The following is a 14594-nucleotide window of genomic DNA, read 5'->3' as shown; positions in this document are numbered from 1 at the left end:
CCTTTTTTCATGTTCATGTGCATGCCTTATGGGCTGCATCTGTGTCGGGTTGCGATAAATGGCCGTATGCCGTATGGTTTCGCAAATTATCGCACTCCCCGGCTGCACCGGAGTTGCCGCCGCTTATGGAATAGCTCACAATGCCGATGCATCTCAGATTTTCATCACGCCTGCTGTGGCTCTGGCTGGTCATTGCGGTGTCTTTGGCGTGCCTTCCCGCTCCTGCGGGTGCCGCTTCGCTTGATGCCTCGTTCAACAGCGCATGGCGCCAGTTTCATTCGCTCACCAAAGACGCCCGCAAAGGGAAATACCGTGACAACTGGTTGCGCATAGAACAGGATTTCATGGATGTGTACAAGCGGAGTCCGCGCGGCCCTCTTGCACCCAAATCACTGTACTACGCAGGGCGAGTGCGCTCCGAACTGGGGGCCCGCTCATATCTTGCTTCCGACTACAGGCGTGCTGTGGAGTATTTCCAGCGCCTTGCCAACCGCTTTCCATCACATTCCTGGACAGATGACGCGCTGTACCGCGCCGCTGCCATATACAAGGACAGGCTGGGTGATCATGGTACGGCCAGAAGCCTGCTGAACACCATTCTGCGCGACCATCAGCAGGGCGACATGTACTACAAGGCCATAGCATTGCATCGCTCTCTGGACGGAGGCAGCGGCGCTGCCGGAGCCCCTTCCGCCTCTTCTGCGCCTGCGCCTGCTCCGGAGCCCGCGCCGGCTCCTGCACGCTCCGCTGCAGCTGATGAACCCCTGAAGGCTTCTGAAATAATCAAAGGGGGCACCGCCAACAGCGGCGCTCCGGCCACTCTGGTTGACGTGCGCTACCAGTCCAGTGATGATTACACCCGTGTGGTGCTTGAATGCAGCAAGGAAGTCGCTTACCGGTATCAGTTTCTGCCTGAAGACAAAAAGGCCTCCAAGCCGTTCCGTCTGTATGTCGATCTGGAAAATGCATCGCACGGCAAACTGGTGCGGGCAAAGGAGACCGTTGCGGACGGTATTCTGCGGGAGGTGCGCACAGGTACGCCGCGCCCCGGTGTGAGCAGGGTGGTTCTCGATTTTTCATCTGTCCGTAAATACAATGTCTTTACGCTGGATAACCCGTTCCGGGTGGTCATCGATGTCACTTCTCCGGAAGAAAAGGCGCAGACTGCCGTAGCCGGTGCACCCGCCAGCCGGCCCAGACCCGCAACCCCCTACAAGGTGCCTTCGGGCAGCAAAGAACAGGTTAAAGACCTTGTGGAACAGCTGGGGCTGACGCTTGATACCATCATGATAGATGCAGGGCACGGCGGCAAGGACCCCGGCACGCAGCATAACGGTATACGCGAACGGGACTATACGCTTAAGATGGCCAAAATAATTGGCGAAAAGCTTAAGAAAAAAGGCTTCAACGTGGTGTACACCCGCACAAAAGATGTGTTTGTGCCCCTTGAAGAACGCACGGCCATGGCCAATGTTAAAAAAGCAGACCTTTTTCTTTCCGTGCACATCAACGCCAACAGAAGTTCAAAAATCCACGGATTTGAGACCTACTATCTGAACCTTGCCCGCTCTGCCAGTGCCGTGCGTGTGGCCGCGCGTGAAAACGCCGTCAGCGAAAAGCGCATCAGCGATTTGCAGTTCATTCTTACTGACCTTATGCTCAATTCAAAAATGCAGGAATCAAAAGATCTTGCAGAACTGATACAGAGTAATGTCATCGGCACGGTAAAAGGTAAGTACGGTTACCCCACGCGTGACAACGGAGTCCGCTCGGCGCCGTTTTATGTGCTGATGGGCGCAAAAATGCCTTCTGTTCTTATGGAACTGGGCTACTGCACCAACGATGCAGAAGCCCGTAGGCTCAAGTCTGACAACTACCTTAACCGTATGGCGGATGGCATTGTGGCGGGCGTGGTGGCGTACAAAAAGAAAATCAACAGGTATGCATCCATGTGATGTTTCTCTGCCGCTTGACGGGTGCCCCGCATGGCGGTATTCCACTTAATCTTTAACCCCAGAACAGCATGAAGTGTCACAGGGTTCAACCCTGTGTATTCGTTGCCAATAAAAGACTCACAGGAGAGCTTTAATGCGTAAAATTCTGCTTGCGATCATCGCACTTTCCCTTTTTGCCGCCGCTCCCGCACAGGCAGCCGGTCCCCAGAAAATCGGCCTGATCAACCTTAAAAAGCTGATGCTTGAAAGCGAACCGGCTGCCGAAGCCAAGAAAAAAATGGAAGAAAGCTTTTCTGCTGAAAAGAAAGAAATCGATAAAAAATCTGAAGAGCTGAAAAAAATGTCCGAGCAGCTGCGTCTGCAGGCTGCTGCCCTCACGCCCGAAGCCCGCGAAGATAAAAAGGTGGAATTTGTGCGTCTGAAGCGTGATCTTGAAGATCAGGCCCGCACCTTTACCCGCAAAGTGCAGTCTGCCGATGCCCAGATTCGTCAGGACATTCTGACCATCATTGCCAAAGCCTGCAATGAATACGGCAAAAAGAACAATATGGCTGCTATTTACGATGCCACTAATGCCGGTGTGGTGTACGCCAACCCCGAACTGGACGTAACCGCCGAGGTGATGGTTGAAGTGAACCGCATCTGGCGCGCCGGTGCCAAAAAGTAGTAAGACGGGCACATGCAGAAAACCGTCATGAAGGTTTCGGATATAGCCGGAGCACTGGGGCTGAAGCTCAAAGGTCCGGACCGCGAAATTTCGGGTGTGAACACGCTTGAAGCGGCTGGACCGGAAGAAATCAGCTTTCTGGCTAATCCGAAATACATTCCCATGCTGGCCGGTACCCGGGCGGCAGCTGTCATAGTGAGCGAGGAATACGCCGGTCAGGTGGAAACCGCGCTTATCAGCGCCAACCCCTATTTTGACTTCGGCCGTACCTTGCATCTGTTTGCCAGACCGCAGGGCAGCTTCAGCGGCATCAGCGATATGGCATACATTCATCCGGAAGCGGAAATAGGCGGCGGCTGCACCATTTACCCGCATGTCTACATAGGGGCCAGAGCGCGTATAGGTGAGGGAACCACGCTCTTTCCGGGCTGCTATGTAGGGGAAGACTGTGCGGTGGGTGAAAACTGCCTGTTGTACCCCAACGTGACGCTGATGGCTGCCACAACCGTGGGTGACGACTGTGTGCTGCATTCCGGAGTTGTTCTGGGGGCCGACGGGTTCGGCTTTGCCCGTACCGAATACGGGATTCAGAAAATTCCGCAGATAGGCAGGGTGCATGTCGGCAACGATGTGGAAATCGGGGCCAATACCGCCATAGACCGCGCCGTGCTGGGTGTGACCACCATTGGTGACGGCACCAAGATGGATAATCTGGTTCAGGTGGGGCACAATGTCACCATCGGCAACGATTGTCTTATCGTTGCGCAGGTGGGTATTTCCGGCAGCACGCACGTGGGTGACAGAGTGACCATGGCCGGTCAGGTGGGGGTTGCCGGACACCTTACCATAGGTGACGATGTGACCGTCGGGCCTAAATCGGGCATAGCCAGAAGCATAGAGCCGGGCAAAACCATGGGCGGACAGCCTGCGGTTGAGCGCGATGTGTACATGCGTACACTGACGGTGATGCCTAAACTGCCTGACATGTACAAGCGGCTGAGAAAATTAGAAAAAGAGCTTGAGGCGCTGAAAGGCGAATCAGGCAGGGATAGCTGATGAACGACAAGGCGAAAAGCATTTTGGATATTCGACAGATTCTGGGACTGCTGCCGCACCGGTATCCTTTTCTGCTGGTGGACAGAGTGCTCGACTACACCCCCGGCGAGTGCATTACCGCTGTAAAAAACGTCACCATGAACGAGCCTTTTTTTCAGGGGCATTTTCCTGATGTGCCGGTAATGCCCGGCGTGCTCATTATGGAAGCGCTTGCTCAGGCCGGTGGCATTCTGGTGGTCAAAAGCACCGACACCAGCGTGGAAGGTAAGCTTTTTCTGTTTACAGGCATGGAAAGAGTGCGCTTCAGAAAGCCGGTATACCCCGGCGACAGGCTGGAGCTGCATTGCCGCCTTTTGCGCCACAAGCTAAAGCTGTGGAAGATGGAAGGCAAAGCCTATGTGGACGGACAGCTTGCTGCCGAAGCCGAAATGACCGCCGCTGTCATGAACAGAGAGGATATGTAGCGTGGCTGCGCAGATTCATCCTTCCGCCTTTGTGGACAGCAAGGCCGTTATCGGAGAAGACGTTGTCATCGGGCCGTGCGCCGTTGTCGAGGCAAACACCGTCATCGGCGACCGTTGCCGCATTGATGCCTTTGCTTCGGTCAAGCAGTATACCCGCATGGGAACGGACAACCATATCTATTCCTATGCCGCCGTGGGCGGCGAACCGCAGGATCTCAAGTTTCACGGTGAGGAATCGTGGCTTGAGATAGGCGACCGCAACCGTATACGCGAGTTTGCCACTCTGCACCGCGGAACCGAAGGCGGAGGCGCAAAGACCGTGGTGGGCAGTGATAACCTGCTTATGGCCTATACTCATGTGGCGCATGACTGCCACGTGAAAGACGGCATCATCATGTCCAACGGCGCCACTCTGGCGGGGCACGTGACCGTGGAAGACCATGCCATTCTGGCCGGTCTTTCAGCTGTGCATCAGTTTGTGCGCATCGGCCGCAACGCCTTTGTGGGCGGTATGAGCGGCATCGCGCAGGACCTGCCGCCCTTTATGCTGGCCGTGGGCAACCGCGCCGGCGTGCACGGGCCCAATCTTGTCGGGCTGCGCCGGGCAAAGGCTTCCCGCGATCTCATAGCGGCGCTTAAAAGCGCTTACCGGCTGATCTGGCATTCCGAAACTCCCCGTAAGGAGGCCTTGGAACAGCTGGAATACGAGTATGGAAACTTCCCTGAAGTGCTCAATTTTGTGGAGTTTATCCGCAGCAGCGAGCGGGGGATTCTGTCCGTGGAATAGTACACGGCCGGTCAACTGAAATACCAAGCAGGGGAAAGCGGGCACGGCCTTCTTTCCCCTGTTTTGTCTGCACACGGTCGCATTGCCGCCGTGTGCGGCGCGGGTGGCAGGCAGGCATGGCCACCACCCCGCGGGGTGTATATGCATGATGAGGCAGGACAGCATATGAATCAGGAATCCATAGGAATCATTGCCGGCAGCGGACAGTTTCCCATGCTGGTGGCCCGTGCCGCCCGTCTGGAGGGGCACAGGGTGGTCATGTGCGGCTTTCAGGGGCACACGGACTCCGCACTGGAACACGAGGCCGATGTATGGTCCATGCTCCATCTCGGGCAGCTGGGCAGGCTGATAGATTTTTTTGTGTCCGCTGGTGTGACGCGGCTTTGTTTTGCCGGAGCCATCAGCAAACCCCGTGCTCTTGATCTGCGGCCCGACATGCGCGCGGCCAAGGTGCTTTTCCGGCTGCGCTCCAAAGGCGACGATGTGCTGCTGCGTGCAGTGCTGGCCGAACTGGAATCCGAAGGGCTTGTCATAGTGCAGGCTGCGGAACTGGTGCCCGGACTGCGCGGGCCGGAAGGAGTGCTTACCCGCAGGCAGCCTTCTGCCGAAGAATGGCAGGATATCCGTTACGGGTGGCCTGTGGCCATGCAGATAGGTGCGCTGGATATCGGGCAGTGCTTGGTTGTCAGGCGCGGTATGGTGGTAGCCGTGGAAGGTCTGGAAGGCACTGACGCCACGCTGCGCCGCGGGGGCGAACTGGGCGGAGACGGCTGTGTGGCGCTGAAGTTTGTGAAGCCGGGACAGGACGAGCGTATCGACCTGCCCGCTCTCGGGCTGGCAACTGTGCGCACTCTGGCACAGGGCGGATACACATGTCTTTGCTATCAGGCAGGAAATACATTGTTTTTCGACAGAGAGGAGAGTATCTCTCTGGCCGATAAACATGGTATATCCATAGTGGGAATCGGTCCCGCACTGTCGGCGGAGCTGACCGCCGCCGCGGAGTAATCTTTTACTGATTGTGTTTATGGGGGCAACTCATGCGTTTTGCCGGAAGAATGAATACTGTGCACCGCTCGTATATTCGCGAGATTCTTAAAGTTACCGCACGACCTGAAGTGATTTCATTCGCCGGCGGACTACCGAATCCCGATTCGTTTCCGGTGGCGGGGCTTGCTGCGGCCGCAGCAGAGGAAATGAAGGAATGCGGGGCGCAGACCCTGCAGTACAGCACGACGGAGGGGTATCTTCCGCTGCGCCGCTGGATTGCAGAACGTTATGCCGCGCAGGGCCTGAGCGTGACTCCTGATGAAATTCTCATAACCGGAGGATCGCAGCAGGGACTGGATATTGTTGCCAAAGCCATGCTGGACGACGGTGACGGAGTGCTGCTTGAAAGGCCCGGCTATCTGGGTGCCATTCAGTGTTTCAGCATGTACCGCGCGGCTTTTTCCACGCTGGAGCTGACCGCCGACGGGGTGGATACTCAGGCACTGGACAGGGCTTTGCAGGCAGGTTCGCCCAAGCTGTTTTATGCTGTCCCCAGTTTTCAGAACCCTTCGGGCATCAGTTATACCGAAGCCACACGACGCGAAACCGCACGGCTGATGGCGCAGTCTGACTGTCTGCTGGTTGAGGACAACCCCTACGGAGAGCTGCGGTTCAAGGGGCAGGCACTGCCGCCCGTCAAAGCATATATGAACGGCGCGCCTTCGGTGCTGCTGGGGTCGTTTTCCAAGGTGGTGGCCCCCGGTCTCAGGCTGGGCTGGGTGTGCGCTCCCGCAGAGCTCATGGATAAGCTGGTCACCGTCAAGCAGGCTTCGGACCTGCACACTCCGACATTCAACCAGCGTGTGCTGTATCGTTTTCTCGAACAGAACGACGTGGACGGTCACATTGCGTCCATCCGCAGCCTGTACGGCCGTCACAGGGATGTGATGGTGGAGGCCATAAGAGAACATTTTCCGCAGCAGGTGCAGTATACCGAGCCGGAAGGCGGTATGTTCCTGTGGTGTACACTGCCGGAGCAGTGTGATGCGGAGGTGGTCTTCCGCAAGGCGCTTGAGCGTGATGTAGCTTTTGTGCCGGGCAGACCGTTTTACGTGGACGGCACGTCCAATACGTTCCGGCTGAATTATTCCAATGCCAGCGAAGAGACCATACGCGAAGGCATAGCAAGGCTGGGAGCCTGCCTGCACGAAGTGCTGGCGTGATCCGCGGCGTATGGCTGACGGCAAACGGGACTTCTGCCCCGTGACGGACGCCTTTGCCGCTGAATTATTCTGTAAAAACGATAGCCGCCTGCGGGCGGCTTTTTTGTGCGCCGCACAGTTGCCGCGTCCGGGGCGCGCTGCTGTAACAGGTTTACGGCACGGTGCTTTCTGTGCCGGTCGCATCCTGCAATACTTTTTAGAGCATGCAATGGACGTGACCGGCTGTCCGCGCTACAGTGAGTGCGTGAAAACAGTGATAAATAAGGAGAAGATTTTCAATGAGCGAACATAGCTTCGTCTGGGACGCGGTACAGCGCGTCCGTACCGGTGCTCCGCTGGTGCATAATATAACCAACTATGTAGTGATGAATACCACCGCAAACGCGCTGCTGGCCGCCGGTGCATCCCCCGTCATGGCTCATGCGCGGGAAGAGGTGGAAGAACTGGCCGGTCTGTGCTCTTCTCTGGTGCTGAATATCGGCACCCTGAGCAAACCGTGGATAGAGTCCATGTTCGCAGCCGGACGCATTGCGCAGTCGCGCGGTGTGCCTGTGGTGCTCGATCCCGTGGGGGCTGGGGCGTCTTCGCTGCGTACATGGACAAGCCTTGATCTGCTGCGCGAGCTCAATATAAGCGTACTGCGCGGTAATGCCTCTGAAATTCTGGCACTTTCCGGTGCCGGATCACGCACGAAAGGGGTGGACAGCATACATCAGGCTGCCGATGCCGCCGATGCCGCACGTGAACTTGCCGGTAAGTTCGGTTGCGTGGTTGTTGTCAGCGGGGCGGAAGATCTGATTACCGACGGTTCCAGCGACGTGCTGGTGCGCGGCGGACACGACATGATGCCCCGTATTACCGGCATGGGCTGCACGGCCACTGCTCTGGTGGCGGCGCATGCGGCTGTTGCCGGCAGTGTGCTGGACGGCGCGGCCGCAGGCATGGGAGTTATGGCCGTGGCGGGTACCATGGCCTCGCGCAAGGCCAAAGGGCCGGGCAGTTTTCAGATGCACTTTATTGATGCGCTGTACGGCATGCAGTCATTTGATGTCGAAGCCGGCGTGGAGATTGTGCGGTGACCCGTATGCAGCCGGATTATTCGGTTTATCTGGTCACTGACCGTACGCTGTGTGTCAGTGGTACGCTGGAAGATGTGGTGGCCCGTGCCGTGCAGGGCGGCGTGACCATGGTGCAGCTGCGCGAAAAGCAGCTTTGTACCCGTGAGTTTGTCGAACTTGGCCGGGCGCTGCGGGCGCTGCTGGCCCCCCGCGGGGTTCCGCTGCTTGTCAACGACCGGGTGGATGTGGCTCTGGCCTGCGGGGCCGACGGGGTGCATATCGGGCAGAGCGATATCCGTTATGCTGATGCACGCAGGCTCATGGGGGCCGGTGCCGTCATCGGCGTATCGGTGGAATCCGTTGAACAGGCTGCGGAAGCGGAACGTTGCGGCGCCGACTATATGGGCGTGAGCCCCGTATTTGCCACCCCCACAAAAACAGACACTTCCGCGCCGTGGGGGCTGGAAGGGCTGCGCGGTCTGCGGCGGCGGTTTTCTTTGCCGCTGGTGGCCATAGGCGGTATCGGTCCGGATAATGCGGCTGAGGTTTTTGAAGCGGGAGCAGACGGCATTGCTGTTGTTTCTGCCATTTGCGCCAGTCCGGACCCGCAGCAGGCGGCAGCAACACTGCGTGCCGTTGCCCGCGGAAAAAGGCGTGCGGCAGCCGTTTTATGATCCGGCGCAGTGCTGACCGGCAGTTGCATCCGTAAACAGGGATAACAGTAAACTGGGAGGCTGTATGCTTATTGCAGTGGCGGCGGACGGAAAAACTCTGGACGCCAGAGTGGAGCCTGTTTTCGGCAGAGCGGACTATTTTCTGCTGGTTTCTACGGAAGACATGGACTGCAAAGCGGTGGAAAATCCCTTCCGTGACGATCTGGAAAAAGCAGGCAGACGCATGGCCGCGTTGCTGCATGAGTATGGCGCTGTGGCTGTACTGTGCGGCGAGTGCGGTCCCAAAGCGCGCCTCGGGCTGGCCGAAGCCGGTATCCGTGTGGGGATAGGTTTCGGCGGCTCGGTGCGGGGCGCCGTGGAACGCTTTCTTTCACTGGAAGAAACCGTCGCGGGCGGTTCCTGAATGTTGTGCATGCCATGTTGTAACGGCGCGGGGTGCGTTGCGTGCAGGCGCGCATCCCGTGCGCGGCGGCGGAGAAAAAGACCGCCGCAGGGCATGCCTGCTATTTTCCCGTAAAGACGAACTGTTCCTTGTTCACTCCTGCAGGGTCTATGCCGTAGGCGGTCATCTCGTCCAGAACATGCTCCTGCATGGGGCCCGGACCGCACAGATAAAACGACGCCGTGGTGGAACGGATGTGCCGTTCCAGCATATGGCGCGAAAAGTGCCCTTTTTCAAAACGGATGCGGGGCTTGTCCTCTTCTTCGTACAGATCGGGTTTGTGCTCACGGCTGAGCACATGCACCACCGTCAGATCAATTGTATCCGCAATCTCTTCCAGCTCCTGCGCGGCAAACGCGTCCGCGTAGGTTTTGTTGCACCAGAAAAGCACTATGCTGTTGGCGGCGTCAGTATTGCGAAAATGGCGTAACACGCTGAGAAACGGTGTTATGCCCACGCCGCCCGCCACAAATACGATCTGTTCTTCCCCTTCGATATCGCGGCAGAAAGCCCCGAACGGTCCGGCACACTGGATGGGCACGCCTGCCTTGAGCGCGGGAATGATTTCGCCGGTAAAACGGCCGTTGCGTTTGATGGTCATGCGCAGCGTATCGCCCGGAGCTCCTGATATGGTAAACGGATGCGGTTCACTCCATCCTTCTTCGGTCATCACCCGTATGGATGCGAATTGTCCGGGTCTGAATGCCTTGAAGCGTTCGTCATCTTCGGGCCGGAAGAATATGCTCGTGGTGTCGTCGTTTTCGCGTACGGTGTCGACAATGACACCAAGTTTTTTTTTGCCGGTATCGCTCATGCGTTCTCCGTGGCTGTTATGATGGGGATTTGTTTTTTTATAGTGAACCAACGGGGCGGGGGTGTCCAGCCCCCGCACGACGCCGGAAAGGAAAAATCAGGGAAAAAAGTATTGCTCTTGCACCATGATGCGGTATTCTGCACCCGATTGTATAGTGAGCGGCTACGCAAGGAGGAACTGCATGGCTAGGCACGCATCAGAGACAGACCGTGTTCTGGAGTCGGTCAAAAGCGGACTGGACAGCGTTGCGCAAAGCGTTGTCCCCTGGTTTTACGCCAACATGCCCGACTACTATTTCAAAACCCATTCGGTGGAAGATCAGGTTCAGCACCTGCAGACCATTATCACCGGCAGGGTGACCACAGACAACCACACCGTCAATCTTGTCAGTCCCGACAGGCGGACTGTTACCTACATTGCACCCGAAGGCAGCGACATTGAGTTGCTGCAGATTCTTGAGAGCCATCTGGATGACAGCATTGAAACGGCAAGGCTGTACTCCAGCCATGACGGGCAGCTGAAGCTGTGCACCATATTGCTTTCCGGACAGCCCAAAGCTTCGCCCGAATCGGAGGAGTTTGCCGCTGCTGTGCAGGCCGTGCTGGATGAAGGGCTGATACGCGGGGATGAGCGCGGGGCGTTTGAGATTTTTCTGAGCGGCACCAATAGTGACTATGTGCATAAATTTGAAACCCTGCGCGCGGCGCGTCACTTCCGCGCCATGCAGGGCTTGCGCGGCAGCGAGGATACATGGGTCACGCTGGAGCAGTGCCCCGGCGGCAACGAATCACGCATTGCCGTGGCCATGGTCAACCCGCCATCCACCGGACTGCTGTTGCAGGTGACCAAGATTCTGCACCGCGAAAAACTGTCTGTCAGGCGGGCATACGGCGACCTTTTCACACTGCCGGACGGCAAGACCATGGCGCTGCTCAGTTTTTATGTGCGCCTGAGAGATGATCTTGTGCTGCCTGATTCTGAGCTGTGGCACAAGCTGACCCGCAAACTGAAGTTGGTGAAGTGGTTTGCCCCGCATGATCTGGAAAAATATGCAGATGAGGAAGGCTGGAACCTGAAAAGGGTAATGCTGCTGCAGGCGGCCTGCGAATTTGCCCATGTATTTCTGGTCAAAGATAACCTGTGGGCTTACACGGCGGACAATGTGGTCAATGTGGCGCTGGTGCGCCGGCGCGAAATTGCTCTTCTGGTGGAATATTTCGAGGCACGGTTCGATCCTTCGCTGGGCAGCAGGCAGGACAGGGTGGCATCGCTGGAAGACCGCATAGCCACCATGCTTGAGGAATGCGTGGAAGAAAACGAACGGCGGATTCTGGGAATCATCTTCGGATTTTTCCGCAACACGCTGCGTACCAACTATTATCTCGATCAGATATACGGGCTTTCCTTCCGTCTTGATTCCTCGTTTATGGCCGAATGCTCCGGCGGATGTCCGCCGGAAGACAGACCCTACGGTGTCTTTTTTTTCCACGGGCCTTATGCGCAGGGGTTTCATGTACGGTACCGCGATATGGCCCGGGGCGGCGTGCGCATGGTAACCACGCGTACACAGGAACAGTTCGAGCTGGAGTCTAACCGGCTGTACGACGAGGTCACGGCGCTGGCCCGCGCCCAGCATTACAAAAACAAGGATATTCCCGAAGGCGGCTCCAAAGCGGTGATGCTGCTGGGACCGAGGGGCGATGTGAATCTGGCCGTGCACAGCATGATCAATTCGCTTCTGGATGTCATACTGACGGGGGAGGATTCTCCCGCGCTGCCGGGGGTGGTGGATTATCTGGGCAAGGAAGAAATCATCTATCTGGGGCCCGATGAGCACATCACTCCAGAGCACATAGACTGGACAGTGCGCCGTGCACGTGAACGCGGGTACCGCTGGCCGTCGGCTTTCATGAGTTCAAAGCCCAATGCCGGTATCAATCACAAGGAATACGGGGTCACCAGTCTGGGGGTGATGGTCTTTGTGGACGAAGTGCTGCGCAGCATGGGTATTGAGCCTGAAAAGCAGCGCTTTACCTGCAAGATAACAGGCGGTCCCAAAGGGGACGTGGCAGGCAACGTGCTCAAAATTCTGTACAGGGATTACGGCGAAAATGCCCGCGTGGTTGCCATCACCGACGGACACGGCGCGGCCTATGACCCGCAGGGACTCGCATGGAGCGAACTGAACCGTCTCATTGACATGCAGCGGTCCATCGATTCTTTTTCTTCGCTCAAGCTGACGGGAGAAGAGGCCTTTGTCATCAGTGCCGACACTCCGGAAAATGTCCGCATACGCAACGCGCTGCATAACAGGGCGCAGGCCGATATATTCATCCCTTCGGGCGGCAGGCCCGATACCATCAACAGCAAAAACTGGCGCGATTTCTTTGCCGCCGACGGCACTCCGTCGGCACGGGCGGTGGTGGAAGGCGCCAACCTGTTCATTTCACCCGATGCACGGCAGAAGCTGTCTGAAAAAGGCGTGCTTGTGGTGCACGGCTCGTCGGCCAACAAAACCGGGGTCATCTGCTCGTCATACGAGATTCTGGGCGGCCTTGTGATGACGGAAGAAGAGTTTGTGGCCAACAAACCGCGTTATGTGGAAGATGTGTTCGACATCCTGCGGCGCAGAGCCAGAGACGAGGCGCGGCTGCTCCTGCGTGAACGGCGCAAATGCGACGACTGCAAGGCGCTGCATGAAATATCGCTGGAACTTTCAACGGAAATCAACAGCGTGGCCGATGCGCTGTATGCAGGGTTCATGGCGGACCAGCCCGATATCGCCGCAGACGATATGCTGCGGTCATTGCTGCTGGAATATTGTCCCGCCGTACTGGTGGAACGCTACCGCGACCGTATTCTCGGCAGTGTGCCGCTGCGGCACCAGTATTCGCTTATCAGCGCGTATGTGGCCTCGCGCATCGTGTATCAGGAAGGTATGGGCTGGCTGGGCGAACTGGTGCGTAAGCGTGATGTGCGGCGTGTCATGCGCGTTTACCGCGAAGCCGAAAAACAGGTGGCCGGATATGTGGCCGCACTGCGGGGCGCCACTGTGGACGATGCCGACAGCATAACGGAACTTATGGAATCGGGCGGAGTGCGCTACCTGACCATGCAGCAGCTGGGGCTTGTCTAGCAGCTCCTGCGGTATAGCGCTTCTTTTTACGGCATGTTCCGCCCCGGCGGAACATGCCGTTTTTTCATATTTGTCGTTTCGGCAACACACAACCTGTGTTTTCGCTTGATTTTGAATACAAATTCGCGAAGAATGACCGGTCTGCCGGCATCGGGAACACGGTGCCGGAGACATCACTTTTTCAACCCGCGAGGTGAATCGTGAACAAGGACACTAAGCCGCTGCAAGACCGCTACAGGCGTGAGTTTGTGGAAGTCATATGTCCCAAATGCCGGCAAACCCAGATCATCGCTCTGCCGGAGGAAACCATGCCGCGTTGCCCCACATGCCGCAGAGATATGATCATCAAGGAAGTGCTGACCGAGGGCAAATATTGATGAGGAGAGGCCCCGCGGGGTCTGACGGGAAAATACTGGAGGTGTCCAAATGAAGTTTGTTAAGGCGCTTGTCCTGCTGCTGGTTACTGTTATGGCGGTACCGGCTTTTGCAGGCGACATCGATCTGGCCAAGAAATCCGTTCTGAACGACATCCTGAAGCGCGGAGAACTGCGCGTCGGCTTCGACGCCGGTTATCCCCCCTTTGAGATGACGGACAAGTCCGGCAATTTTGTGGGCTTTGACATTGACCTCGGCAAAGAACTTGCCAAATCCATGGGTGTTAAGTTCGTTCCTGTGAATACCGATTTCGACGGTATGATTCCTTCGCTGCTTTCCGGAAAGTTTGACGTGATCATTTCCGGCATGACACTGACGCAGGAACGCAACATGAAGATCGGTTTTTCCGAACCGTACCTTGTCATGGGGCAGACCGTGCTGGTAGCTGCAAAGCATAAAGGCACCGTGAAATCCTACAAGGATCTCAATGATCCCAAGTTCATCGTTGTTTCCCGCATGGGTACCACCGGTGAAGAAGCCACCAAAAAATACCTGCCCAAGGCGACCTACAAGTCGTTTGACAAAGAAGTGGACTGCGCCATGGAAGTGGTGAACGGCCGTGCCGACGCGTTTGTGTACGACCTGCCGGTGAACGAGGTGTTTCAGGCACAGCAGGGCAAGGACAAAACCTACCTGCTGAACGAGCCTTTCACCTTTGAACCCATGGCTGTGGGCTACAAGCAGGGTGATCCTGACTTTGCAAACTTTATCAATCATTTTCTGCGTCAGCTGAAAAACGACGGCCGCTACGAGCGCATGTACAACAAGTGGCTGCGTTCCGACGCATGGCAGTCTCAGCTTAAATAATCAGGGCGTAAGCCATATGGCGGGCCGGAACTCCGTGCTCCGGCCCGCTTCAGCTTTTTTTGATTCCTGGTTTCCGGGGGGGCGGC

Annotated in this window: 15 protein-coding genes; 14 read left to right on the top strand and 1 reads right to left on the bottom strand. The window is 57.0% G+C overall.

Annotation, left to right across the window (positions count from 1 at the left end; translation table 11 throughout):
• Positions 1-140 precede the first annotated feature (140 nt).
• From ACZ5D1_RS11250 to ACZ5D1_RS11200, 11 genes are all read left to right on the top strand, one after another.
• The gene (locus ACZ5D1_RS11250) at positions 141-1955 is read left to right on the top strand and encodes an N-acetylmuramoyl-L-alanine amidase (protein ID WP_011367345.1); all 1815 of its coding nucleotides are present in this window, start codon (positions 141-143) and stop codon (positions 1953-1955) included.
• A gap of 133 nt (positions 1956-2088) precedes the next feature.
• A complete protein-coding gene (locus tag ACZ5D1_RS11245; protein ID WP_011367346.1) occupies positions 2089-2622 on the top strand; it encodes an OmpH/Skp family outer membrane protein in 534 nt (177 codons plus the stop codon).
• A gap of 27 nt (positions 2623-2649) precedes the next feature.
• Complete coding sequence (gene lpxD, locus ACZ5D1_RS11240) at positions 2650-3678, top strand: UDP-3-O-(3-hydroxymyristoyl)glucosamine N-acyltransferase (protein ID WP_041277132.1); 1029 nt, start codon at positions 2650-2652, stop codon at positions 3676-3678.
• Positions 3678-4142 carry a 3-hydroxyacyl-ACP dehydratase FabZ gene (gene fabZ / locus ACZ5D1_RS11235; protein ID WP_011367348.1) on the top strand — a complete coding sequence of 155 codons (465 nt, stop codon included), beginning with the start codon at positions 3678-3680 and terminating at the stop codon, positions 4140-4142. Before lpxD ends, fabZ begins: the two co-directional genes overlap by 1 nt.
• 1 nt (position 4143) lies before the next feature.
• Positions 4144-4929, top strand: coding sequence for an acyl-ACP--UDP-N-acetylglucosamine O-acyltransferase (lpxA, locus tag ACZ5D1_RS11230; protein WP_011367349.1), 786 nt, complete (start codon positions 4144-4146; stop codon positions 4927-4929).
• A gap of 165 nt (positions 4930-5094) precedes the next feature.
• Positions 5095-5937, top strand: a complete 843-nt coding sequence (locus tag ACZ5D1_RS11225) for an LpxI family protein (protein WP_011367350.1) — start codon at positions 5095-5097, stop codon at positions 5935-5937.
• Positions 5938-5969: 32 nt separating this feature from the next.
• Positions 5970-7142, top strand: a complete 1173-nt coding sequence (locus ACZ5D1_RS11220; RefSeq protein WP_027181460.1) for an aminotransferase-like domain-containing protein — start codon at positions 5970-5972, stop codon at positions 7140-7142.
• A 10-nt stretch (positions 7143-7152) separates the two neighbouring features.
• Positions 7153-7434 (top strand): hypothetical protein, encoded by a 282-nt coding sequence (locus ACZ5D1_RS11215; protein WP_464554916.1) that lies wholly within the window; start codon positions 7153-7155, stop codon positions 7432-7434.
• Entirely contained in the window at positions 7421-8221 is an 801-nt protein-coding gene (gene thiM / locus ACZ5D1_RS11210) for a hydroxyethylthiazole kinase (RefSeq protein WP_011367353.1), read from the top strand. Before ACZ5D1_RS11215 ends, thiM begins: the two co-directional genes overlap by 14 nt.
• Positions 8222-8226: 5 nt before the next feature.
• Positions 8227-8874: a thiamine phosphate synthase gene (gene thiE / locus ACZ5D1_RS11205; protein ID WP_041277133.1), complete on the top strand. Its 648-nt coding sequence runs from the start codon at positions 8227-8229 to the stop codon at positions 8872-8874.
• A gap of 64 nt (positions 8875-8938) precedes the next feature.
• Entirely contained in the window at positions 8939-9277 is a 339-nt protein-coding gene (locus tag ACZ5D1_RS11200) for a NifB/NifX family molybdenum-iron cluster-binding protein (RefSeq protein WP_011367355.1), read from the top strand.
• Positions 9278-9377: 100 nt separating this feature from the next.
• On the opposite strand, the gene ACZ5D1_RS11195 is transcribed toward ACZ5D1_RS11200, so the two are convergent.
• Entirely contained in the window at positions 9378-10130 is a 753-nt protein-coding gene (locus ACZ5D1_RS11195) for an FAD/NAD-binding family oxidoreductase (RefSeq protein WP_464554914.1), read from the bottom strand.
• Between the two features lie 181 nt (positions 10131-10311).
• Here ACZ5D1_RS11195 and ACZ5D1_RS11190 point away from each other — a divergent pair, with 181 nt between their 5' ends.
• The 3 genes from ACZ5D1_RS11190 (at position 10312) to ACZ5D1_RS11180 (ending at position 14508) form a co-directional block, all read left to right on the top strand.
• Positions 10312-13266 (top strand): NAD-glutamate dehydrogenase domain-containing protein, encoded by a 2955-nt coding sequence (locus tag ACZ5D1_RS11190; RefSeq protein WP_464554912.1) that lies wholly within the window; start codon positions 10312-10314, stop codon positions 13264-13266.
• A gap of 200 nt (positions 13267-13466) precedes the next feature.
• Positions 13467-13643 (top strand): hypothetical protein, encoded by a 177-nt coding sequence (locus ACZ5D1_RS11185; RefSeq protein WP_011367358.1) that lies wholly within the window; start codon positions 13467-13469, stop codon positions 13641-13643.
• 49 nt (positions 13644-13692) lie between these two features.
• Positions 13693-14508, top strand: a complete 816-nt coding sequence (locus tag ACZ5D1_RS11180; RefSeq protein ID WP_011367359.1) for a transporter substrate-binding domain-containing protein — start codon at positions 13693-13695, stop codon at positions 14506-14508.
• The last annotated feature ends 86 nt before the right edge of the window (positions 14509-14594 follow it).

Source organism: Oleidesulfovibrio vietnamensis (assembly GCF_055388115.1).
The sequence above is the reverse complement of the archived record's forward strand: the minus strand, read 5'-3'. Positions and strand labels throughout refer to the sequence as shown.

Excerpts from the sequence above, each read along its gene's own strand:
- ACZ5D1_RS11250 (WP_011367345.1), top strand. The coding sequence starts at position 141 with ATGCCGATGCATCTCAGATTTTCATCACGCCTGCTGTGGCTCTGGCTG.
- ACZ5D1_RS11245 (WP_011367346.1), top strand. The coding sequence starts at position 2,089 with ATGCGTAAAATTCTGCTTGCGATCATCGCACTTTCCCTTTTTGCCGCC.
- lpxD (WP_041277132.1), top strand. The coding sequence starts at position 2,650 with ATGAAGGTTTCGGATATAGCCGGAGCACTGGGGCTGAAGCTCAAAGGT.
- fabZ (WP_011367348.1), top strand. The coding sequence starts at position 3,678 with ATGAACGACAAGGCGAAAAGCATTTTGGATATTCGACAGATTCTGGGA.
- ACZ5D1_RS11225 (WP_011367350.1), top strand. The coding sequence starts at position 5,095 with ATGAATCAGGAATCCATAGGAATCATTGCCGGCAGCGGACAGTTTCCC.
- ACZ5D1_RS11220 (WP_027181460.1), top strand. The coding sequence starts at position 5,970 with ATGCGTTTTGCCGGAAGAATGAATACTGTGCACCGCTCGTATATTCGC.
- ACZ5D1_RS11215 (WP_464554916.1), top strand. The coding sequence starts at position 7,153 with ATGGCTGACGGCAAACGGGACTTCTGCCCCGTGACGGACGCCTTTGCC.
- thiM (WP_011367353.1), top strand. The coding sequence starts at position 7,421 with ATGAGCGAACATAGCTTCGTCTGGGACGCGGTACAGCGCGTCCGTACC.
- thiE (WP_041277133.1), top strand. The coding sequence starts at position 8,227 with ATGCAGCCGGATTATTCGGTTTATCTGGTCACTGACCGTACGCTGTGT.
- ACZ5D1_RS11200 (WP_011367355.1), top strand. The coding sequence starts at position 8,939 with ATGCTTATTGCAGTGGCGGCGGACGGAAAAACTCTGGACGCCAGAGTG.
- ACZ5D1_RS11195 (WP_464554914.1), bottom strand. The coding sequence starts at position 10,130 with ATGAGCGATACCGGCAAAAAAAAACTTGGTGTCATTGTCGACACCGTA.
- ACZ5D1_RS11190 (WP_464554912.1), top strand. The coding sequence starts at position 10,312 with ATGGCTAGGCACGCATCAGAGACAGACCGTGTTCTGGAGTCGGTCAAA.
- ACZ5D1_RS11180 (WP_011367359.1), top strand. The coding sequence starts at position 13,693 with ATGAAGTTTGTTAAGGCGCTTGTCCTGCTGCTGGTTACTGTTATGGCG.